General features: G+C 45.0%; 24 protein-coding genes. 1 reads left to right on the forward strand and 23 read right to left on the reverse strand.

Going from position 1 to position 23,379, the window contains the following annotated elements:
- Positions 1–386: 386 nt before the first annotated feature.
- The 6 genes from F3H20_RS13365 to F3H20_RS19975 all read right to left on the reverse strand — a co-directional run bounded on the left by F3H20_RS13365 (position 387) and on the right by F3H20_RS19975 (position 3,961).
- Entirely contained in the window at positions 387–533 is a 147-nt protein-coding gene (locus F3H20_RS13365; RefSeq protein ID WP_149735412.1) for a YvrJ family protein, read from the reverse strand.
- 44 nt (positions 534–577) lie between these two features.
- Positions 578–790 (reverse strand): DUF2922 domain-containing protein, encoded by a 213-nt coding sequence (locus tag F3H20_RS13370; protein WP_091744480.1) that lies wholly within the window; start codon positions 788–790, stop codon positions 578–580.
- Between the two features lie 43 nt (positions 791–833).
- The gene (locus F3H20_RS13375; protein WP_149735413.1) at positions 834–1,058 is read right to left on the reverse strand and encodes a DUF1659 domain-containing protein; all 225 of its coding nucleotides are present in this window, start codon (positions 1,056–1,058) and stop codon (positions 834–836) included.
- Positions 1,059–1,062: 4 nt separating this feature from the next.
- Positions 1,063–1,656, reverse strand: a complete 594-nt coding sequence (locus F3H20_RS13380; RefSeq protein ID WP_149735414.1) for an RNA polymerase sigma factor — start codon at positions 1,654–1,656, stop codon at positions 1,063–1,065.
- Positions 1,657–1,846: 190 nt separating this feature from the next.
- Positions 1,847–3,736 (reverse strand): ABC-F family ATP-binding cassette domain-containing protein, encoded by a 1,890-nt coding sequence (locus F3H20_RS13385; RefSeq protein ID WP_149735415.1) that lies wholly within the window; start codon positions 3,734–3,736, stop codon positions 1,847–1,849.
- Positions 3,737–3,811: 75 nt separating this feature from the next.
- Positions 3,812–3,961 carry a hypothetical protein gene (locus F3H20_RS19975; protein WP_188128331.1) on the reverse strand — a complete coding sequence of 50 codons (150 nt, stop codon included), beginning with the start codon at positions 3,959–3,961 and terminating at the stop codon, positions 3,812–3,814.
- Between the two features lie 243 nt (positions 3,962–4,204).
- Between F3H20_RS19975 and F3H20_RS13390 the strand changes: the two genes are divergently transcribed.
- Positions 4,205–4,804 (forward strand): hypothetical protein, encoded by a 600-nt coding sequence (locus F3H20_RS13390; RefSeq protein ID WP_149735416.1) that lies wholly within the window; start codon positions 4,205–4,207, stop codon positions 4,802–4,804.
- A 4-nt stretch (positions 4,805–4,808) separates the two neighbouring features.
- Here F3H20_RS13390 and F3H20_RS13395 read toward each other — a convergent pair whose 3' ends face one another.
- From F3H20_RS13395 to F3H20_RS13475, 17 genes are all read right to left on the reverse strand, one after another.
- On the reverse strand, positions 4,809–5,288 hold the full coding sequence (locus F3H20_RS13395) for a glycosyltransferase (RefSeq protein ID WP_188128332.1): 480 nt from the start codon (positions 5,286–5,288) through the stop codon (positions 4,809–4,811).
- A gap of 70 nt (positions 5,289–5,358) precedes the next feature.
- Positions 5,359–6,033 (reverse strand): response regulator, encoded by a 675-nt coding sequence (locus F3H20_RS13400; protein ID WP_149735418.1) that lies wholly within the window; start codon positions 6,031–6,033, stop codon positions 5,359–5,361.
- Between the two features lie 223 nt (positions 6,034–6,256).
- Entirely contained in the window at positions 6,257–7,726 is a 1,470-nt protein-coding gene (locus F3H20_RS13405) for a glucose-6-phosphate isomerase (RefSeq protein ID WP_223191763.1), read from the reverse strand.
- Between the two features lie 25 nt (positions 7,727–7,751).
- On the reverse strand, positions 7,752–8,651 hold the full coding sequence (gene galU / locus F3H20_RS13410; protein ID WP_149735455.1) for a UTP--glucose-1-phosphate uridylyltransferase GalU: 900 nt from the start codon (positions 8,649–8,651) through the stop codon (positions 7,752–7,754).
- Between the two features lie 216 nt (positions 8,652–8,867).
- On the reverse strand, positions 8,868–9,623 hold the full coding sequence (locus F3H20_RS13415; protein WP_223191764.1) for a YdcF family protein: 756 nt from the start codon (positions 9,621–9,623) through the stop codon (positions 8,868–8,870).
- A gap of 30 nt (positions 9,624–9,653) precedes the next feature.
- Positions 9,654–10,388 carry a hypothetical protein gene (locus F3H20_RS13420; protein ID WP_149735419.1) on the reverse strand — a complete coding sequence of 245 codons (735 nt, stop codon included), beginning with the start codon at positions 10,386–10,388 and terminating at the stop codon, positions 9,654–9,656.
- Between the two features lie 91 nt (positions 10,389–10,479).
- Positions 10,480–11,838 (reverse strand): phosphohexomutase domain-containing protein, encoded by a 1,359-nt coding sequence (locus tag F3H20_RS13425; protein WP_394349572.1) that lies wholly within the window; start codon positions 11,836–11,838, stop codon positions 10,480–10,482.
- A 24-nt stretch (positions 11,839–11,862) separates the two neighbouring features.
- Entirely contained in the window at positions 11,863–13,245 is a 1,383-nt protein-coding gene (locus tag F3H20_RS13430; RefSeq protein ID WP_149735421.1) for a mannose-1-phosphate guanylyltransferase/mannose-6-phosphate isomerase, read from the reverse strand.
- Between the two features lie 28 nt (positions 13,246–13,273).
- Positions 13,274–14,119, reverse strand: coding sequence for a dTDP-4-dehydrorhamnose reductase (rfbD, locus tag F3H20_RS13435; RefSeq protein ID WP_149735422.1), 846 nt, complete (start codon positions 14,117–14,119; stop codon positions 13,274–13,276).
- Between the two features lie 93 nt (positions 14,120–14,212).
- On the reverse strand, positions 14,213–14,770 hold the full coding sequence (rfbC, locus tag F3H20_RS13440) for a dTDP-4-dehydrorhamnose 3,5-epimerase (protein WP_149735423.1): 558 nt from the start codon (positions 14,768–14,770) through the stop codon (positions 14,213–14,215).
- A gap of 18 nt (positions 14,771–14,788) precedes the next feature.
- On the reverse strand, positions 14,789–15,673 hold the full coding sequence (gene rfbA, locus F3H20_RS13445) for a glucose-1-phosphate thymidylyltransferase RfbA (RefSeq protein ID WP_149735424.1): 885 nt from the start codon (positions 15,671–15,673) through the stop codon (positions 14,789–14,791).
- A gap of 13 nt (positions 15,674–15,686) precedes the next feature.
- Positions 15,687–16,745 carry a dTDP-glucose 4,6-dehydratase gene (gene rfbB / locus F3H20_RS13450; protein ID WP_149735425.1) on the reverse strand — a complete coding sequence of 353 codons (1,059 nt, stop codon included), beginning with the start codon at positions 16,743–16,745 and terminating at the stop codon, positions 15,687–15,689.
- 14 nt (positions 16,746–16,759) lie between these two features.
- Positions 16,760–17,680 (reverse strand): glycosyltransferase, encoded by a 921-nt coding sequence (locus F3H20_RS13455; RefSeq protein WP_149735426.1) that lies wholly within the window; start codon positions 17,678–17,680, stop codon positions 16,760–16,762.
- Positions 17,681–17,717: 37 nt separating this feature from the next.
- Positions 17,718–18,647 (reverse strand): glycosyltransferase family 2 protein, encoded by a 930-nt coding sequence (locus F3H20_RS13460; RefSeq protein WP_149735427.1) that lies wholly within the window; start codon positions 18,645–18,647, stop codon positions 17,718–17,720.
- A gap of 55 nt (positions 18,648–18,702) precedes the next feature.
- Entirely contained in the window at positions 18,703–19,869 is a 1,167-nt protein-coding gene (locus tag F3H20_RS13465; protein WP_149735428.1) for a GumK N-terminal domain-containing glycosyltransferase, read from the reverse strand.
- 14 nt (positions 19,870–19,883) lie between these two features.
- Positions 19,884–22,130 carry an alginate lyase family protein gene (locus tag F3H20_RS13470; protein WP_149735429.1) on the reverse strand — a complete coding sequence of 749 codons (2,247 nt, stop codon included), beginning with the start codon at positions 22,128–22,130 and terminating at the stop codon, positions 19,884–19,886.
- A complete protein-coding gene (locus F3H20_RS13475) occupies positions 22,131–23,378 on the reverse strand; it encodes a glycosyltransferase family 4 protein (protein WP_149735430.1) in 1,248 nt (415 codons plus the stop codon).
- Position 23,379: the final 1 nt, after the last annotated feature.

The raw sequence follows: 23,379 nt of genomic DNA on the forward strand, positions 1-23,379 counted from the left end.
CTTTGTAGCAGTTCTAGTAATTTCTTTCTTTGTTCTCGTCGTTCCGGGGTGATTTTTCTTTTTACCATAATTAAAACCTCCAAGTTCGGTGCTTCTATTTTACACCATCTTGGAGGTTTACACAGTTTTCGGGATAGTCTCGTCAAAACATGAAAAAGATTGCCAATCACCTCGCCAGACTGGCGTAGGTATCGGCAATCTTTTCTTTTTGAGTCTACTTAGTGATGGTTTTCCTTTTGTTTTGTCTAATAGAAACCCCCATGGCTTAGATCTTTCCCAAACCATGGGGTTCTTCAACAGCCTGAAGTAAAGAGACTGCCTAATATGGCAGTCTCTTTACTTTTTACTCCGGCGTACGCAGCACGATTGCTATTGTCAACCATGCTCTACTGTTTTAAAGTTATCAGGGTATTGGTCAAATCCTGAATACTGGCGGCAAGCTTCTCCAACTTGGTTTCGATACGAATCAGCAAATACATGCTGATCACCATCGGGAAGCCATAATTTGCCGCATAGCCAAGCAATTGTTCCATAATGCCCCCTTTCCGGGAATAAGCGACTTATCCCGTCCCTGCAATCAGCTCAAGGTTACGGTATCACTGGTCCGGATGCGAGCCTCCACTGCTTCGGCAAAATCGCCGTTTTTAGTCGTAAAAATATCCCGGACCACTATATCCTGCATTACTGTCTGCACTTCCGCCAGGCTCAAGCCCTCCCGGGGATCAGCCAGACTCAGTGTAGTCTCTTTGCCGGTTTCGGTACGAAATACCATTTCCAAAGTCGTAGCCATTGCCCTCCCTCCTTTCGTTTAGTTTTGTTGGAATCAGCCAGTCTTACTGGCTGATCAGCCGGGCATCATCCTGCCTGCTGATACTGGCTACCGGATGCTGCTGCAAAGCGGCCAAAGCCTGACCGACGGCATGTACATCGGCATCGGCGGCGTCCGGCTTCAGATTGCTGTACGAACGCACTTTATAGGCAGTCTGTCCACTTGTGTTCGTGCCGCTCTCCACTTTGATCTGCAGGCGGCTGGTTTGCGGTACTTTGGTTATTGCCATATTTTCACCCCCTCTCACTGCCATACATTCCTTCATAAGCCCTTTTTAAACGGGCTAAGCCGCGGCGGCGCAAATTATGCACCGCCTGAGCCGTTATGCCCAGTTCCCGGGCCACCGCCGTAAGCTGTCTGCCTTCCAGCAGGGTAGCGGCAATGACCTGGCGCTGCCGCTCCGGCAATCCGGCCAGCCAGCCGGCCAAAACTCCGGCAAACAAGCTGTCCTCCACTTCGGCCGACACATTGGCAGGACCGGGCAGCCGTTCCAGCAGGTGGCCCTTTTCCTCCTCATCCGCCGCCGCCAGCTTTTCCAGCACCGTTTCCCGCTGCCAACGCCGCCGTTCCCGCTTAAACAGGTTCCATACGGCAAATTTCACCTGGCTCTCCACATAGCCTGCCAGCGGAACTCCCAGCTTGGCATCAAAGTTTCGAACAGCCCTTACCACGGCCAGCCAGCCTTCAGCCTCCGCTTCTTCGGCGATAGACCGCACATGAGACTGCCAGGCATAACGTTTGACCAGACCGGTAAATTGCCGGCACAAGAGAGAAAATGCCTTTTCATCGCCCTGCCGGGTCTGCTCTGCCAGTTCTGTAATATCCATATCCTTCTCACCTTTATGTGAGAAACCGGTTTCTCGGATTCGCGCTGGCTTTACTCTACCATGGGTAATTCTGTAAAAACAAAAGCCAGCCTGGCACAAGTAACTGTGTCAAGCTGGCTTAGGTCAGCAGGCAATTAACGGCAGCGGGACCGTCATGGGTCGTCACGCCGCTTCGGCTCCGCCGCAGTTGTTATGTATATGATTGCAGTTCCATCCACTCTTCATATTTGGCGGCCAAAGCGGCCTCCGCCTCACTATAACGGGCCGACAGTTCATGGCTGACGGCCGGATCAGTATGGCTGGCCGGATCATTCAACTGAATTTCCAGTCCTTTCAATTCGGCTTCCAGTCCGGCGATTTCCTCTTCCAGCTTGCGGGCCAGCCGTTCGGTATCCTGTGGCCGACGTGTTCGCTCGGTCTTTTTAGCCGCCGGTTTTTCACTCTTGTCCGGTTTTACCGATTGAACGGTTGGACTAGACTGCTCAGCCGCTTTTTTCTCGCGGTAATAGCTGTAATTTCCCGCGTACTCCGCCAAGGCCCCTTCAGTCAGTTCGACGACACAATTGGCCACCTTATCTAAGAAATAGCGGTCATGGGACACCGCCAAAAAAGTCCCGGGAAAGGCACAAATAGCCTCTTCCACCGCCTCCTTGGCCGGAATATCCAAATGATTGGTCGGTTCATCAAGAATAAGAAAATTTGCTCCAGTCAGCATGAGCTTTAAAAAGGCCAGACGGGCTTTTTCGCCGCCGCTTAAATCGCCAATGATTTTAAATACATCGTCACCGGTAAATAAAAAGGCTCCCAGGTAATGACGGGCCCGCTCCTCGCTAAAACCATATTCCAGCATGATTTCGTCCAACACCCGGTTCAGCGGATTCAGGCCTTCGTGCTCCTGGGAAAAATAGCCGATTTTGACCCGGCTGCCCAGCTTGACCCGTCCGCCGGCAGCCGGCAGCTCACCGGTCAGCAGTTTTAGCAGCGTAGTCTTACCGGCACCGTTAGGACCGACCAGTGCCACTCCGTCACCGCGGCGGATGAGCAGCGACACCTTGTCAAAAACAACCCGGGAACCGTAAGCTGCCGTGGCTTCCAGCAGTTCCGCCACCCGCTCGCCGCACTCGGCCGGCGGATTAAAGGCAAAATAATCGAATCGCGCCTCATGACCGGGCAATATAATCCGCTCCAGCCGGTTCAACTGCGATTGACGGCCGCGGGCCTGCTTGGACTTGATGCCGGCCTTATAACGGCGGATGTATTCCTCGGTCCGGGCAATATGGGCCTGCTGCTTGGCATAGGCGCCGGCCAGCGAGGCCGTCCGTTCGGCCTTCTGGGCCAAATAGCCGGTATAATTGGCTTTGTAAACAGTAACGGCCTGATGCTCCAGTTCAAAAATCCGGTCCACGACCCGGTCCAAAAAGTAACGGTCATGGGAAATGATAAGAACCCCGCCGCTGTAGCTTGTCAAATAGTCTTCCAGCCATTCCACCATGCCGATATCCAGATGATTGGTCGGCTCGTCCAAGAATAGGAAATCAGGCTGTCGGATCAAGGCCCGGGCCAGAAAAATCCGTGTCTTCTGTCCGCCGGAAAATGTTGTAAGGGGCCGGGGAAAATCCTCTTCTGTAAAGCCCAGGCCAAACGCCACCCGCCGGACCCGACTTTCGTATTCATAACCGCCGCCCTGCTCAAACCGCTCCAATGTGCGGGAGTAAGCGGCCATCAACGTCTCCTGCGCCGACCCATCCTGTTCAGCGGCTATATCCTGCTCCAGCCGGCGCAAATCGGCCTGCCAGGCGATCACTTCCTGATAAGCCGAGCACAACTCCTCATACAGCGTCCCTTCACCTAGCTGCGCGTCCTGCTCCACATAGCTGATGGTCTCGCCCGGCGGCAGCAGCACACTGCCGTCGTCAGCCTTCTCCCGGCCAAGCAAACAGCGCAGCAAGGTCGTCTTGCCGGCCCCGTTGCCGCCGATCAGACCGGCCTTCTCACCGCGCCGCAATTCAAAACTGACTTCCTTAAACAGGGTTTCCACACCAAACGCCTTGGAAAGCCTGTCTACCCGTAAAACTCCCATTCATTCACCCCGTAATCTTACTAAAACATAACACAAAAAAACTCTATCATAACTGATAGAGTTCGCTGCCACTCCTCACTCTCCTGCTTCCAGCCTGCAGGCAGCTTCATCACAGGGCATTCCACAATACGGGCAGCCAATTGTCAAGCCGGCTTGAACCGTAAATATCCCGCCGCAACGACTGCATTTATAATATTGTTCGATCGTCTCAGACCCAGTTTCCACAGTGGCTCGCCTCCCCAGCACCTCATTCAGCGAAAACCTCGTGCTACACTCCATAATTCCGCCGGATAAGTAACTACCTTGTCACAGCATATGCAGCTTATGGCAATATTATGCATCTCTTTACTGACGAGTCACTATCGACTGATGTCGAACTATGTAACATGATTCGCTCTTGTCATACAACATAATATCTGTTAGTATAAAGATAATCGAACATACGTTCTATGTCAAAGGAGTCTTATCATGCTTACCTACCTCTCCGCACCGGAAACTATTACCGCGCTGATCCCGGAATATACCGACACCGGCGATCACACTGTCGTCTATACAGCAGGCGGCAAAACCGCTACCTCTTTCCGGACTTCCACGCTGATCCGCCAATTGGCCCGTACCTTGGCCGTTGATTTGTCGGTACTAAAAAAGCAGACAGCTCTGGCTACGCAGCGCGCCATTCTCCAGCCGCTGCCGATCTGTCCCTCCCTCACCCTGGTGCCGGTAAAGGTCCGGCTGCCCCGGGTGCCTGGCGACAGCAGTATCGGCTATGTCAACTCCTATGGTGTTACCGGACTCGAAGCCAGCGAGCCGGCCGACAGCCCGGTTGAGCCAAAATGTCTGATTTGCCTGAAAGGAGGGGAACGTATCCCTTGCTTTTGGACAAGCCCTACCGTCCGCAAAGCTTTGCAACAGGCCCGGCTGCTCACCAGCTACCATCAAACGGCAAGACACTGCCAGCCCGTAAGAGAATCAACCGTAGCCTATGATCCTCACCTGGAACCGATTGCCCAAAAACTGGTCGAGGTATTTTACGATATACTCCGTCTCAAGCAGCACCCTTCCGGCTAATCGGCTAATATTCACCCCAGCGTCCTGCCCGGCCCCCTTCATATTGCCTAAGCAAGGAGCCGGTTACGCCGGCAAAATTCTCGGCAGTCAGCCGGGAGCCGATATCCAGAATATGCACCACATCACCGCGACACAGGGGAAGTGCCTCGGCCACTGACAGTACGGTGTCGGAGGCATGCACCACCCGCAGCATGGGATTCTGATCTGCCAGCCTGTCTAAAATCGCCGGCGTCAAATCTCTTGACTGCCGGTCAAGAATTACTATATCGCAATCCGCGTCGGCCAGCTCCACCTTTTGCACCAGTTCCCGGAGCAGGCTCTCCACCTGCTGTTCCGCATCGCGGGTAACAATCAGAAAGGACACGCTGACCCCCTGCCCAAGCTGCGGTACCACGGCCCACAGCCACAGCTCCCGGATCAGACAATAGAGCCCGTACAGAGCAAGTGATATCAATACCACACTGACCGGATATGACAACAACAAAATATCCTACCCCCTTTTCCTGGGATAGGATAGCTTATGCAGGGTAACCCGCTAGGGTGACTGCCCGGCATTAATCACCGGGCAATTCCACTATTTTGTGTTTTAAGGCGTACAGAACAGCCTGAGTACGGTCAGTCACATTAATTTTGCGAAAGATATTGGTCAGATGGTTTTTTACCGTCTTTTCACTTAAAAACAGCTTCTGGGCAATCGCCAGATTGCTTAGCCCCTGACAGGTATAGTAGAGCACTTCCTTTTCCCTTCCGGTCAGGCGTTCCTCGCTTGGCAAATCGGCAATCTTTACGGATTCGGCCCTTCTGATCTCCTGACCGCGCATCTGGTTGAACAGGCGCTTGGCCAAGGTGGGATAAATGAACGAATCGCCACCGTGGACACAGCGGATGGCCTGTACCAGCATCCGCGGCTCCACATCCTTCAATAAGTAGCCGGACGCGCCGGACCGGATTACTTCCACTACATAACTATCATCATCGTGAATGGTTAAGATCACGATTTTAGTGTGGCCCGAGTCTCCCAACCGCCTGGCCACCTCCAAGCCGTTCAGCCGCGGCATATTAATATCCAGCAGCAGTACGTCAGGCTTCAATTTTCTAACCTTCTCTATGGTTTCTTCGCCATCACCGGCTTCACCAATTACACGGAAATCCGGCTCCAACTCCAAAGCGTTTTTGATTCCCTGCCGGAGCAGGGCATGATCATCGGCAACCAAAATTGTAATAACCATAACTATCACCCCATTTTAACTACGACCACAATTCATTGTCAGCATCACAAAGGGACACCAATAGCACAAAGGAAACCATTCATCTTACGGATCTCTGTCACCGCCCCTCTGCACTTTGTGTCCTTTGGTATGTAAAACTTTCTCAGACATAATTTCTACAAAAAACAAAATAATCCTGTCCTTTCGGACAGGATTATTTTTTTACAGCTTTTAATATTGTTGCTTATTGCTTTAATGCTTTCAGACGGGGCCCCATAATTCGCTTATAGGCCTCTACACCGGGCTGATCAAAACCGTCGACATTGGCCAACTCGCCTTCATAAGCAATGGAAAGAGCCAACAGATAGAGAATTTCCCCTAAGTGATAAGCATCCAGCTTCGGCAGGACAAAGGTCGCATTAAACCGATTTTCACTGATCAACGCCTCGGCATTGGATTCCCGGGCTACGTCCAGGGCCTGGCTGAGCCGCAAGCCGGAGATTTCCGACAGCTTAGCCGCCGAAGGAAATACATCGGGAATGACCAGGTCGTTTTCCCATTCGGCAATTTTGACAAATTGAACAACTTTGTCCTTCTTACCTTCCTGATGCTGCTGAGTCTGGGCATGCATATCGGTCGTGCCGACAGCCACAATCGGAGTGCGTCCATAAAATACCTCGCCGCCTTCCCGGTCATAACGCTTGCCGAGCGACTCGGCTAATAGCTGTACATACCATTCAGCCAGCGATTTCAGGTAATCGGCGTAAGGCATAAATACTTCCACATCCCGACCATGATTAACGGCAGCCAGATATTTTAAAACCGCGTTCAGCATAGCCGGATTTTGCCAGATATCCGGTGTCCGGCAGACTTCATCCATATCTTTGGCGCCAGCCAGAAAGGCATCAATATCAACTCCCAGGCAGGCCGCCGTCACTAAGCCCACTTCCGAAAAAATGCTAAACCGGCCGCCTACGCCATCGGGTATGCTGAAGGTATTCCAACCCTGCTCATCGGCCAAACGTTTTAACAGCGTCGCCTTGTCGCCGCCGGCCGGATCGGTTACAGCAACAACTTCTACCTCCATGCCGGGTTCCTGTTTTAACGCCTCGTAAACAACCATAAAGGTCGACATGGTATCCAGCGTACCGCCTGATTTGGACATGACGATCAAGAGCACTTTATAGGGAGCCGTTTCGCCATGCACTTTTTTGATCTGGGCCTCGTTCTTCAACTGCTGAATCATATCCGTAGTGCGGCGCGCATCAATATTATTGCCGTTAAAGTACAGCTTCGGATAGCCGTTGCGTTCTTTCTGTGACTTGCTGTTCCAAAACTCACCCGCACAGGCATCAAAGAATACTTTATTGCCCAGGAACGAACCGCCAATTCCAAAGGATACCACGCTGTCCACCTTGTAGCGCAAGGACTCGCCGAAGTCTTTCAGTCGTTTAATCGAAGCCGGCGAGTTTAAATTGCCTTCCACCACATAGGGTAGTTGAGAAAATAACACCCGTTCCGGCGCACCATCCTTCGACAAATGACCGCGCACCTCACCGGTAGCCCGCATATGCTCCACCGCCCGGTGGGCCAGACGAATCCGGTCGGCCAACGCCTCGATATCGGCGTCGGATACTTTTCCTGTTCCATACAGATTTTCATAATCAAAAATAAACCCGGAGTTTAATTTCAGACAGCCTTTTGTTTCGGACACATTCATCATCCTCTCATCTATTATGCTACTCTTCACAATCGCCGGTTAGCACCGGTCCTATGGTTTTTGCTAAATAACGTAAAAAAGGTTCCCGCAAATCGGCCCGTTTCAGGGCAAACTCGACTGTGGCCTCCAGATATCCCTGCTTGTCACCGATATCGTATCGTCGCCCCTCAAAGTGATAGGCATATACATCCCTTTGAACCGCTAATTGCCGCAGCGCGTCGGTTAGCTGAATTTCACCGCCGCTGCCGGGCGGAGTATTTTCCAAAAGGGAGAAGATTTCGGGTTCAATGATATAGCGCCCCAGTACGGCCAGCCGTGAAGGAGCCTGATTAAGGGTTGGCTTTTCCACCAGATCGACAGCCCGGTACAGATGATGCTTAATCAGCTCCGGCTTGACGATGCCATAACTGGACACCTTGGCGGGCGCCACCTCCTGGACCCCCAGGATGCTGCCAGGCCGGTCTTCATATACATCAATGAGCTGCTTTAGACAGGGAACCGCAGAATCAATAATATCGTCACCTAAGAGAACAGCAAAAGGTTCCTGGCCAACAAACTGCTTAGCGCAAAGAACCGCATGGCCCAGCCCGCGCGCTTCTTTTTGCCGCACATAGTGGATGGTGACGGCCGACAGCTCCTCAATCATTCCGAGCAGGTCGTATTTCCCCTGCTCTTTGAGCGTCAGTTCCAATTCCACCGCCCGGTCGAAATGGTCTTCAATCGCCCGCTTGTTGCGGCCGGTGATAATCAGAATCTCTTCAATACCTGACTGCACCGCTTCTTCAATAATATACTGAATAGCCGGTTTATCAACAATCGGCAGCATTTCCTTCGGCTGTGCCTTGGTGGCCGGCAAAAAGCGGGTTCCCAGCCCCGCCGCCGGAATCACGGCTTTCCGTATTTTACTTTTATGTGTCATTGGCATAGCTACACCACCTTATATTCATTATCCCCAGGGATATAATACTCTAACCCAGTCAGAATACTAGGCTTATAGACTAAAAAGCCCGCTTTCTACCTCAGACATCAGAATATACTTTTTAATGTATTTAAAAAACAATTCGCCCATTTACTAAAAAATCCTGCCAGCCAGTTGGTAAAAATCGGGTTAAATTATTCACAAGCGAACCACTGACTACCGGAGTTTTACCGCTACAATACCCAGATATTCATGGAGTGCAATATAGGAATAACGCAATCCTTCAGCTGACGGCACTAAATTATTCACATAAATGGAATTGCCACCGATACTAACTAAATAATCGGATGGATAAGGGATGACGGCAATCCCTTCTTTAGCAAAATTCAACACCGAACGTTCCATGTGGAAAGCAGAAGTCACCAAAATGGGTTTTTTAAATCCTTTTTCCATAAGAATCCCGCGAACATTATGAGCATTTTGCTCGGTGTTCAAACTGGTATCGTCTATCAGAATTTCATTCTCCGGAACACCGATGCCAGTAAGGATGCGCTTGCCGATGACCGCCTCCCGGCCGGAATCATCAAATACCTGCCCACCGGACAAAATCACCGGTATACCCAGTCCTTTCTGCAATCTGGCGGCGGTCAGCAGCCGGTTGGCCGCATTTCCGCTAAGCTGCCCCGTCCCATTAATATCAGGAGTACCAAAGGTAGCGCCGCCGCCAAGCATGACAATAACATCACCAGTTGGATTTTCAGGTGGAACAAACCGGATTTCCAATGTTTTTAACAATAAATTTCCCACAAAAAGAGTTGATAGAAAATAAAAAAACAAAGTTAATAAACCTAGCCATTTAGCCGCCTGTTCCCGCTTCTTTGCAAGATAAATAGTGATGGCCAACATGGCCAGGATTAAAATCCCCGGCGGCATGATAAAACTTACCAAAAATTTGTAGATATATATAAACAAAGCTATACCCTCACATTTCCCTAGTCCTTACTAAAACCATAGAGTACTCAGATTATCAGTGCCGTATTTTTGCCGGGCCAACTCCTTCACTCCGGACAGTGTTTGCGGCAAACCATCCACACCGGCAGCGGACGAGTCGGTCAGCTTCCAGCCATCCCGCTTGCGGCTAAGCGTAAACTGCATGGTCGCTATATTGTCACCATCCCGCAAATCCATACTGCCGGGGAGTTCCCGGGTATAGATGCAGAAACCGGTTATTGTCGTGGAATCAGCGCTTCCGATATTCACATATCGCAGCGTAAAGTTGGTATAGTTGCCGAGCCAGTCCATAAATTGCTGAGGCAGCAGTCCCTTGGACTGCATGTCTACGCCCTGCAGCTTCGCCAAATCCTTTTGATTAAACGCCTCCAGCCGTCTATCAAACAAATAGATGGCTGTGCGCTCCGCATCCGATAAGGAACCGTTAAGATTCTCCATTGTTTTGATTTCAATCACTTTTCCCCACATCACTGACGTAAACATGTCCTCGCGAGGCCAAGCAATAAATTTGATTAACGTACCCTCCTTGCGGTACTGCTGCGGCAAATTAGTCGGCTGGTACTTCACGCCGTCATCACCGAGGATGCCGTAAAAACCGCCGGCCAATTCAACATGAACAACCCGTCCGGTCTGCTGCAGTTGTGTATCCGCCGCCCAGGCCGGCACAGCGGCAACGATCAGCAATAGTATGACGAGCAAATAAAGGCCTGTACTTTTTATTTTCATTCCGTTCCTCCTCACCATTCCCTTCCATTCCACCTTATTATACCAAGTTATTGCCGCAAAACAAAATAAAAGAACAGATAGAGGTTTTCCCCTATCCGTTAATAATCGCCAACAGCTCTTCTGTCTTTTGCTGCATCAGTGCTTTATCGTCCCGCGCTTCTACATTGAGCCGGAGCAGCGGCTCGGTATTCGACAGGCGGACATTGAACCGCCAAGTTTCGAATTCAATGCTTAGTCCGTCAAGCTTATCCACCCGTACCGCTCCCTGTGCATACAGAGTTTCCAGCTTGGAGAGCACTGCCGGCCCGTCGACCACCCGGCTGTTGATTTCACCACTGGCCGGATAGCGATCAATCCGTTCCGCCAGCAGCGTGCTCAAGGGTTTGTCACTGCGGCAAAGAAGCTCCAGCACCAGAAGCCAGGGTATCATCCCGCTGTCACAGTAAAAGAAATCCTTAAAGTAATGATGGGCCGACATTTCCCCGCCATAGACGGCCTCCTCCTGCCGCATCCGGTCTTTAATAAAGACATGGCCTGTTTTGCAGGGCAGCGGAATTCCCCCGGCTGCCTTTACCAGTTCCACTGTATTCCAGGTTAACCGCGGATCAAAAAGAATTTTCGCGCCCGAATACCGCTTTAAAAAAGCTTGAGCCAAAAATCCGACAATATAGTAGCCTTCGATAAAATGCCCTTGTTCGTCAAAGAAAAAGCAACGGTCAAAATCGCCGTCCCAGGCAATCCCCACATCGGCACCAGCCTGTCTGACCGCCTGCGCCGTAGCTTCCCGATTGTCCGGCAACAGCGGGTTGGGAACACCTTGCGGAAAGGTGCCGTCCGGTTCATGGTTAATTTTAATAAATTGAAAAGGCAGGTATTTTTCTAGCGCATCAAGCACAGCACCGGCACCACCGTTTCCTGCGTTGACTACCACCTTCAGCGGCCTTAAAGCAGCCCTGTCGATATAGGTAAGCAGATGCTGTACATAGTCATTGATAATATCAATAGCCGCCACCGAACCAGGCTTGCCAGTATATTGACTACTTACCGCACCGGTTACTACCCGTTCTTCAATCTCCCGCAGCCCATTTTCCGCCCCAACAGGCCGTGATTCCCGGCCTACCAGTTTCATGCCGTTATAGTCTTTGGGATTGTGACTGGCTGTAATCATGAGACCGCCGTCCAGTTTAAGATGGCTGACGGCAAAATAAATTTGTTCCGTCCCGCACAGACCGATATCCAGCACATCGCAGCCCCGTTCTGTCAGGCCCCTCACCAGGGCATTACGAAACGCCGGCCCGGTCAGCCGGATATCATAACCTACTGCCACTTTTTTCGCGCCCAATACGTCCACATAGGCTTTGCCAATGCGATAGACAACTTCCTCATTCAGTTCATCGGGTACTCTGCCCCGGATATCGTAAGCCTTAAAGGCTTTGCGACTTATTAGCAAACCCCATCCCACTCCTTCTATATATTAACAACGTCCGTACATATCCTCAAAACGAACAATATCGTCCTCTTCCAGATAGCAGCCGTTCTGCACCTCGATAATTTCCAGCAGTACCCTACCGGGGTTTTCCATATAGTGTTTAGCGCACTGGGGCACGAAAATGCTTTTATTCTCCGGTACCATATATTCCTGTCCGTCGATATGCACCTTGGCCGTACCGCTAATGACCACCCAGTGTTCGCTGCGGTGGTAATGCATCTGCAGACTAAGCCGCTGCCCGGGATTGACGGTGATTTTTTTGATTTTATAGCCAGGGCCTTCACCCAGCACCGTCCAACTTCCCCACGGCCGGTAACCGGTAGTATGTTCTTCCGCTTCCCGGCGTCCCTTTTCCTTGAGTAAATTGACCAGTTCCTTCACTTGCTGTGACTCGCCCCGTTTAGCTACTACAATGACATCATCGGTTTCCACAATCAGAAGGTCTTCCAGGCCAATGCCGGCGATCAGGCGGCTGCGTCCCATCATCAACGTATTGCTGCAAGCAAGCGGCAGGCAATCACCCTGCAGGGCATTACCGTCGGCATCCTTATCCAATACGTCATAGATGGCATCCCAGGAGCCAATGTCATTCCAGTACGCTGTAAAAGGCAGCATCACCACCTGCTGCGATTTTTCCGCTACGGCATAGTCGATGGAAATGCTGGGCAGGCTTTCAAACTCCGCCAGAAGCAGTTCTAACGGCTGCTGGCTTAAAGCAAATATCTCCGGTTGGAATTTCTGCAATTCCTGCAGCAAGGTGCCAACGGTAAAGCCAAACATGCCGGAGTTCCAATAGTAATTGCCGGCTGTCAGATATTGTTCAGCAGTCTCTTTATCAGGTTTCTCCTTAAAGGAGCTCACCTGAAACCCGGCCCCATAAGGCTCACCGGCCTGAATATAGCCATAGCCCGTTTCAGCCTGCTGCGGTTTGATGCCGCAGGTTACTACGCGCCCTTGCACCGCCAGCTTTTCCACCTGACGTACCGTCTCCACAAAGAGCCCTATTGGCCGGATAATATGATCGGAGGGAGTGACGAACAACACCTCTGATGGATCTGCCGCAAGCTGTTCCACACAATAGGAAGCCGCCAAGGCAATAGCTGGCGCCGTATTGCGTCCTACCGGCTCCAGTACGACATGAGCCGCTTCGGCACCACAGGCAAACAGCTCATTTTTTACATGATGGACATATTCTTTATTGGTAACCACAACAATATCCGCCGGTTTAACCAGCGGCAGAAAACGCTGGACCGTCTGCGTAAATAAAGATTCCTTGCCTTCCAGCTTCAAAAACTGTTTCGGATACTTTGTCCGTGATAAAGGGAACAACCGGGTTCCCCCGCCACCGGCTAATATGATAATCTTCATTGGTTATATACCCTCGCTTCCCGTTCCGTTATACCCTTCTGTTCAGCTCTAGTTGTATGTACTCAGATAAAGCCTCTTGCCAGGAACGCATGGAATCGCCTACCGTCATGCGCAGCATGTAGTTATCCAGTACGGAATAAGCCGGCCTTTTGGCAGGCCTGGGAAATTCGGCCGTAGTGACCGGCAGTACCTGAACCTGCTTCCCGGCTTTACGGAATATTTCACAGGCAAAATCATACCAGGAGCATTGCCCCTGGCAAGAAGCATGATAGGTGCCATAGGCATCGCTATCTAAGAGACGATAGATTGCCTGCGCCACATCTACCGTAGAGGTAGGCGTGCCCACCTGATCGGCCACTACCCTTAATGTAGGCTGCTTTTCCGCCAACTGCAGCATGGTCCGGACAAAGTTCTTTCCTTCGCCATACAGCCAGGCTGTCCGGACAATATAATGACGGCCGAGAATTTGTCGCACCAGTTCTTCTCCCTGCCATTTTGTCCGACCATATACCGTCTGGGGATTAACAGGGTCAAACTCCCGGTAGACTCCCTGTTTTGTCCCATCAAAAACATAGTCAGTGCTGATATATACTAATCGAGCGCCTGTCTCCAAGCATCCAGACGCCAGATTCTGCGCGCCAACGACATTCACCTGGAAAGCTCCGTCCTCATCAGACTCGGCTCCGTCCACATTGGTGTAGGCCGCGCAATGAATCACGGCATCGGGGTTAACCTTCCGTAAGCAAGAAGAAACCTGCCGGGCATCAGTAATATCTAAATCACTCCGTCCGGCTAATATTAACTCATGCTCATTTCTCTGCTTCGCCACCTCAATGCCTAGCTGTCCCTTGGCACCGGTAACCAGTATTTTCATATTTTTCTCTATCCTTTCCAACTCATGTACCTATCATACCACAGGATAGTGGCTTCAATAAACAGAAAAAAGGCAGTCACCTGGACCGCCTCTTCATGATTTATATACCGGAAGTCTTTCAATGGCTACATCCCGCAGTAACGGATATACCTTATCCTTTTCAGAAAGAATGACCTCCTGTAGCGGCCACTCAATACCAATATCAGGATCATTCCAAAGAATGCCACCTTCTGTGGCAGGGTTATATATATCGGTACATTTATACATAAAATATACCGTTTCACTTAGCACGCAAAACCCATGAGCAAACCCAGGCGGCACCCATAACTGGCGATGATTTTCCCCAGATAAATGAACCCCTTCCCACTGACCAAAAGTTGGTGAGCCAACCCGAATGTCCACTGCCACATCATACACTTCTCCCTGTATGACAGATACCAGCTTCCCCTGTCCATTAGGATTTTGATAGTGAAGCCCTCGCAGTACACCGCGAGTAGAAAAAGATAGATTATCCTGAACAAAAGGCTCTGTTATACCAATCTCTTCATATCTCACTTTCTGCCATGTTTCCTGAAAAAAACCCCGTGAATCACCAAACACCTTTGGTTCTATAATGAGTACATCAGAAAGCTTCGTTTCTATTACTTTCATTCCAGTCCTCCTAAAGCCCTACACACCTTTTTCTTCCGACAATTGCAAGAGATATTGGCCATAGCTATTATTCTTCATAACGTTACCTAACTGCAAAAGTTTTTCCTGTGATATGTAGCCCATCCGGTATGCAATCTCTTCCGGGCAGGCTACCATCAAACCCTGACGCTCCTGCAGAGTAGCGATATAATTAGCTGCCTGCAGCAGCGATTCATGTGTTCCGGTATCTAACCAGGCAAACCCTCTACCCAAAGTCTCTACTCTTAGTATATTCTCATTCAAGTACAAACGGTTCAAGTCAGTAATTTCCAATTCACCCCTAGCCGAAGGCTGCAAGGACTTAGCATAATCTACTACTTTATTATCATAAAAATAAAGACCAGTTACGGCATAGTTGGATTTAGGCTGAATAGGCTTCTCTTCTAAACTAACGGCCTTCCCCGTAATATCAAACTCGACTACCCCATACCGCTGAGGGTCTTTTACCCAATAAGCAAAAACAGTTGCTCCGGTATCCCGGCCTGCCGCATCCTGCAGCATCTGACTAAAGCTATAGCCATAGAAAATATTATCTCCCAAAATTAAGGCACAGCTATCTTGAGCAATAAAAGATTTACCAATAATAAAAGCCTGAGCCAATCCATCAGGACTTGGCTGTATTGCATAAGATAGATGAATTCCCCATTGCTCGCCTGTTCCTAATAACTGATAAAAGCATTCTTGGTCTGAAGGGGTTGTTATAATTAATATATCACGAATACCGGCCAGCATTAACGTTGTCAACGGATAGTAAATCATCGGCTTATCATATACCGGCATAAGCTGTTTACTAGCTGCCCGTGTAATGGGATACAGCCGGGTCCCCGAACCACCTGCCAAGATAATTCCCTTCTTCACTGTCACAGGTTTCATCTCCTCACTCACCGATTCCTAATCGTTCCCTCCGATAACTGCCATTAGTAATTCGCTGGCACCAATCTAAGTTGCTAAGATACCAGTCAACCGTTTTTACAATACCTGTTTCAAAAGTCTCTTGCGGAACCCAGCCAAGTTCCCGCTGTATTTTAGAAGCATCAATGGCATACCTCATATCATGACCGGGACGATCTTTCACAAAAGTAATCTGCTCCCGGTAAGATTTTTCGTCACTGCGCGGCTTCTTTTGATCTAAAATATCACATAAAGTATGAACAATGTCCAAATTGGTTTTTTCATTATGACCGCCAATATTGTACTTTTCTCCGGGAACACCCTTTTCTAAAACGGTCAGCAATGCCCGGCAATGATCTTCCACATACAGCCAGTCACGTACATTCCGACCTGTCCCGTAAATGGGAAGAGGTTTTCCCTCCAAAGCATTTAGAATCATAAGAGGAATCAGCTTTTCCGGGAACTGGTATGGACCGTAGTTATTGGAGCAATTGGTAATGATCGTAGGCAAGCCATAAGTATGATAATAGGCCCGGACCAAATGGTCGGAAGATGCTTTTGAGGCAGAATAAGGAGAATTAGGCGCATAAGGTGTTTCTTCAGTAAAGTAACCAGTTTCACCAAGAGTGCCATATACCTCATCTGTTGATATATGAAGAAACCGGAATTGATCTTTCTGTTCATCGCTTAGCCCTCGCCAGTATTTTCTAGCTACCTCTAAAAGAGAAAATGTTCCATTAATATTTGTTTTAATAAACTCACCTGGTCCGTCTATCGACCGATCTACATGGGATTCTGCCGCAAAATGAATAATTGCATTGGGGCGATACTGATCAAAAAACTTTTCAAGTGATATTAAATCACAAATATCACCTTGACTAAAAGTATACCCCAAATTACTTTTAACACCTCTTAAAGAGTCTAAATTCCCTGCATAAGTCAATTTGTCAAGATTTATAACAACAGTATCACTTTCCGATAAGGCAAGATGAACAAAATTACTACCTATAAAACCTGCTCCTCCAGTAACTAGAAGGTTGTTCATATATTAACGCCTCCCTATGTATGGTTCCAATAACGGCTATGCATACTAAGAACCCTTTTCCATCTTAATGGAATCATTTTTTCACTCATGCCTAATCGATACCCTAAATATTTAAGACAAGTTCTAGTGAAAACAGACGGAATTAAATACCACTTATCTCGACTTAGCAAAAATTTAATTTCTGACAAAACAAATCGGATTCCTTCTCCCTCTGCCTGGCCAAACCTTTCTCGAATCCAAGGTTCACACGAATGAAAAACTCCAATATCAAAATAACGTTTAAATTCTTGAGTAAAGGTATAATTATGGGAATGATAAACTTCCGCCTCAGCACAATAGGCTATTTTCCACCCTTGAAGAAGCATTTTCGCCGCTACATAGGTATCTTCACTCAATATAGTATGCTTTGGAAATCCGCCTACAGCTATTAAAGCCTCTCGGCGATAAGCGGCAAAAGAATTTGAAATAAATGCTGTTTTTATACCAAGCCTTGGCGCATCTGCCATAGATTTAACTGCACTCTGCGATAAATAGTTAAATAAACGGGCATGAGCACCAATCAGACCGGAATTTTCATGCGGTAATTGACGGCCATAGGCAACACCGATAGCGGGATCATCAAAACATTTTATTAATTTTTCCAACGCCATCGGGTTTGCTAGAAGAGCATCTTGTGTAAGAAAAATTATTAGATCTGCCTCGGGATTTATTTCAACTCCATGTTGGCGAGTTCCACCATGATTAAATTTATCTCTTTGTATTAATTTTACTTGAAATCCTGCTTTAATTGCTTTTTGCATTGTGTGATCATCTGATTCTGAATCTAAAACTAAAATTTTATTATTATCCAAAGTTTGGCTTTTAACTGCCTTTATCCATTCATCCCACATATCACCAGGATTTAGTGTGGGAACTATTAAAATATATTTCCCCATTATTAACCTCTTTCAAAATCTTCCGCATGGACTACTTCTAATTATCCTTTTTTAACTTAATCGTAAATAATACTGCTTTTTGTAATTGAAAAACTACATAAGAAAAATTATCACCCAAATTTAGAAAAAATAACTTTTCCAACAAAAGCTTCAAAAGTTTTAACATTGGTATATTTATTAATTGAAAAAGCAGAATGTATTTAAAAATTCTACTTTCTTCAAATTCCATAGGATGGAGCTTTGATAAAATAAAATAATTATCAATAGAAGTTACCATTCTTTCATAAACCTTTGATCTTTGTACTAAACCTAAATGTGTAACTTGATTATCAATATGTATTATTTTAAATTGCCTATGAATTCTAATTGCCCATTCCACATCTTCATAACCATATCCCTTAAAATCACCAAATACTTCTTTTTCGAGAACACATCTGTTTACTGCTACATTAGAGGTAAGAACATATCGCCACGGAGCCGTATTACGTATTACCGCGGGCTTCACATCTGTCATATTACTTAAAAACAAGTAAAACTTATATTCACTTTTGGAGACTGGTATTTGTTTATAACTTAAGCCTCCACATACCACATCATATTTTCTATTTCTGCAAAAGTTTATATACTTTTGCAGAAAAATATTACTATCCGGCAAGATATCACAATCTAAAAAAAGCAAATATAATCCATTAGATTCTTTGATTAATAAATTTCTAACAGCAGCTCTGCCTATGTTTGATAACAACTCTTTATATATTAATTTCAAATGTGGATATTTTTGAATAAAAAAATCCACATTTTTTCTATTTATTTTTTTTAGGTTTAAATCGCTAGACATATCATCCAAAATAACAATTTCTACATTATCTAACTTATTACTTATAATTTCTTTTATGAGCTTATCTAACAAATCAGATATATTCCAATTAAAAACTGGAATTAATACCGATAAAACTATTTCATTCATTATAAAATCCCTTCAAAAAAATCATAATAATTACAAAATATAACAATTAATATAGCTAAATAAATCCCAATTGCTTAATTATTTTTTCAACTCGTTCTTCCCACCTATGCTGTTGAACATAATTTATTAACGATACTTCGTGTTCTTCTTTAGAACTAAACGCATACTTGTTAATCTTTGCTATAAATTCTTGAGAATTTTTAGCAAGACAAGCCGGAGTATTTAAATATGTCAGTTCATCCCAAGACACCGATACTACAGGTAACCCACAAGCCATATATTCATATAACTTTAATGGATTAATGCTATTCACCAAGTCCCCGTGCCCCTGAACATCAAAGGGGATAATTCCCACATTGGCATGATGTAAATAGGCAGGTATCTCCTGATAAGATCGTTTACCTAAAATATGTATGTTTGAAGCAGACACTATCCTTTCTCTCGCCATTTTATCTGGACCAATCAATACAAAAGAAACATTAGGCAAACCTTTCGCTGCCTCATTAAATAAATTATAATCAAACCATCGATCTATCGCTCCCACATAGACTGCAATCGGAGATTTGATATTTTTGTATTCTAAAGGCTGTTGGTACGGTCCCTTTCTAAAATGTTCAAAATTAACTCCATTAGGCATATAAATAGTGTGTTTAGGCTTCATATCCTGTACATATTCTTGTAAATTATTGGCCGTATAAAGTACGCTATCTACGCTTGAAGCTAGTTCTTGTTCCATCCTTTTCATCGTAGCTGTACACTTACTAAATCCGGAGAGCTTATCTGCTATTCTAAAAACAGATTTTTTATAATTAAGATATTTTAATAAAAAAGAAAAATTCACTGTATCAAAATAAACTAGATCAACCTTTTTAAACTCGGCATGCTCAATTCTTTCTAGAAGATTAGGTATAGTAGCCCTGAACCAGTTCCGATGAATCCATTCACTTTTTAGTATGGGCTTATTATGTGGTGTGAACAAAGCCCCTGGTATATAGGTCCACAAATGCTCATCCAAATCTGTTATCCCTCCAGAACGATATATAATATATCGTTCTTTAAGCTCATTAGATATCCCTGATAATATATGCAACGGTGATATAGGATCAGATACAAAAGCAACCTCCCACCCTTGTTTCACAAAACTACGAGCAATATGATGACTTCCTACTTGAAACGGAGATCCCCAGTAATTTCCACAAGCCATTAACATTTTTTTTGCCATTAGTCGCTACCTCTTCATGATAACTTTTCAGTTAAGTTGTTGCACTCCCTATATAACTTTCCATAACCATTTGAATACAGATTTGTATGTTTAATACTACTTATCCCTACCCCATAATCAAAGACGGTAATAAAACGAGTAGAAATTTCAACAATCCGGTAGACCTTATCACCAAAACCTGAATGCGTTCCAACAAAGCCCGATCGATCAAAAAGTAGAACTTCATAATCGGCTATCCGATCCAATTGAAATAATCCCCAGATACCCGGTCTCCAGCCATTTTGCTCCATTCCTGGTATCTGTGGCGTAAAATGAGAATTTGTTGAGCGAAAGACATTACGTTTCTCAAGTAATGGCGTGTAAACATAAGTACCGGGATCACGAATAACATCCTTACCATTCATATACAACTCAATACTCAACTGATCATTATGAGCATGTCCCCCGTTCCTGCACTGTCCAACGCTTCCACAACGTATCGCCAAATATAAATGTTGGGATTTATATATATATAAGCCAAAATTCGGATAACTAAATACTTGTAAATGATCGACTATATTTCTATCTTGTTGGTCAGCAAATATTGACACTTTAGGCTGCCCATAGACACTCTGCAAATGGCATTTCCACTGGTTCAAATCTCTTTCAGAAACAATATAACGGTTATATGCAACAGCATGTGTCAAATTTTTTTTCAAATGATAAGACCGTATGACCTTTCCAACCAGTAAACTTTCTACCAAAGCCTTTTCTAAATTATCTCTTCTAACCTTTTGAATGAAATCCTCACGCTTAAATAATACTCCCCCCACCGCTAAAATATGTTGATGGTCTAAGATGTTTTCATCATAGTATAGTGCATTCTCAGGTAAATCCTCATATCCGTCCAGATTACTATACTTTAAGACAGCCTCCTTAACTGTCATTTCATTATAAGAAGGCCATAGTTTAAAAAAACGACCACTATCATTATCACCAATCTGAGGGATTTCGCCATTTGGCTTGGTAATATGTAAAGTAAACTCACACGCTCTTTCTAATCGTTCCCAAAACCAATCAGGAAACAGTTTCTCCTGGTTGATATTATATAATTGTTCTGAAACTTCCTTGAGTTTCGGCTTTACATGATGCTCAGTCACATTATAGCTAATAAGAGCCATTTTCTTTTCTTTCGGCAAATTTAAACAGAGGATCGCACAATATAATATAATTTCTGTTGACAATCGGTGATAACTCGTTGAAGCTTCAAAGTTGCTGCCATCAGGATGAAATTCATGCTCCACCTCACTAATTAATTCCTGAATAGCGAAAGCTAACCAACAGTCTATTTCTTTATCAGATTCCAAATGTACCGCCACATATAATAGTCCGGCTATATCTGAAAGATAATGATTCGAGCGTAAGTGAGGAGTATATTCTAAATTATTAATGATATGATTACCATGATCATAGACAGCACATGCAAATATTTGTTGAAATTCACTATCAAACTTTGCGCCTGCTGCTTTAAATAAGTCATAGGCCATTAACCAATTAGCAACTCTTATTCCAACATCCATTGTACACCGCCAATTGACACCAAAACGGGGCGGATTATTGGCGATAAAATCTAGAATTTGATTCCGGTACTGAGAAAAATACTTTTTTCTCTCCCCCGTGTCAGCAACCATGTATGCATATGCCAACACCACCAAGTGCTGCATTCTAGATAATTCCCATGGCACTTTAATATCTATACCCGGTTTATGACCATAATTGATATTCACATACCAGCTTTTTTCAGACCAACGATAACCAGATTTAAAATCTAATTGCCAATCTATAGGCTTATAATTAACATCAATTAGTGATGCTATTTTTTGTGATTGTTTTAAGTTGGCGCGATTAATTCTACTTCTCAAGTTCTCTTTATAACCCAACTCACTATCAGTATAACAATAGCCTTCTAAACCTCTTGCCTTCACACCATAATATATTGAACTCCAACCGGAACCAAGTAAATCAAAATGATGTTTGTTATAATAATAGGTATAGCCCAAAATCAGTTCTTTATGAGTTTTTAATTCATTAAACTGCATTAAAGAAAAATTAAATTTAATTGCATTAATGTTATTATCTTTTTTCATATACGTTGAGAGTAATTGATCTCTAAAAAAAAGTTTCTTTTCCTTAATATTTCGCCAAAATAATTTTATAGCTTTTAATAATACTATTTGAAAGGGCAATTTTCGTGCTTTATGAATATAATAAAAAAACTTCATTTAATTCACCTTATATAAAGTTTTGCTATTATGATTATACTTCAACTCATTTAAAATACGTAAAACATGTTGATCCCAAGTGTAATAATTCGAAACAAATGCCCTAGCTTTATGTCCCATTTTATTACGTAATAATTCGTCCGCAGCTAGAACCTTAATGCCTTCGGCAATCTCAACAATATTTCCTGGCTCAATTAAATATCCAGTTTCATTATGACATAAAATTTTTCCTATCTGTTCCAAGTTTGACGCTACAATTCCTTTTTCCATAGCCATATATTCAAATAATTTGGTTGGACTACCAAAAAATTTCGTTCCATCGGCATTTTGTATATGTGGGGACACCAAAATATCACATGCATCCAGGTAATTGACTGCTTCCTGCTGAGGAACTAAACCGGTAAAGATTACTTTGTCTATAAGATTATCTTTAGCTATAATTTTTTTTGTTTCACCTAATAAAACCCCATCACCAATCAAAAGAAATTTAACTTTGTCTAGCAAATTCTGATTATGTTTATAGAAATAACTTATAGCGCGAGCTAACTCCAAAACACCATGCCACTGTCCAAAAGTTCCTATAAAACCAACTACAATATGACAATCTAAACCATATTGTAGTCTAATTTTCCCTCCTTGCTTATTAGAAGAGAATTGTTTTATATCAACACCATTAGGATTAACCAGAATTTTATTAGAGTCAACGCCTGCTAGAATCAAATCTTCTTTTAATACTTCAGATACCACAACTATAATATCTGCATATTTTAGATTATAATGTTCAACAAACTTAACAAGCGGTAATTGTATGATTTTTTTGTACAAAAATTTCACAGTATTAACCAAAAACGATTTCGATTTTACATTCCAATTTTTTATTTTCCAGACATCAGACGAATTAAATTCTAAAACAAATGGGATTTGAAATTTCTTTGCCAAATATGCGCCTGCAAAAGAACCGCCTGAATATCGCTGATAAATAAAATCACTTTTTAGGCTCTTTCGCAGCTTTATAATAAGCTGACAACTGTATAATAATTCTCTGATATAAAAAGGAATGAGATACATAATGCAGTGACTAGGTTTAATAATATTAATTACATCCTTTACTCCTGTCAGTTGATCATTAGAAATTACATCTAATTTGATATATTTACGAAATGAATTTATAACTCCTGCCGTATGCCCAACAGATCCTCCTGCCGATAAATTAAACCAAAATACCGTTCTCAGGTATAATCCTCTCATC

This window comes from Propionispora hippei DSM 15287, from assembly GCF_900141835.1.
Classification (GTDB): domain Bacteria; phylum Bacillota; class Negativicutes; order Propionisporales; family Propionisporaceae; genus Propionispora; species Propionispora hippei.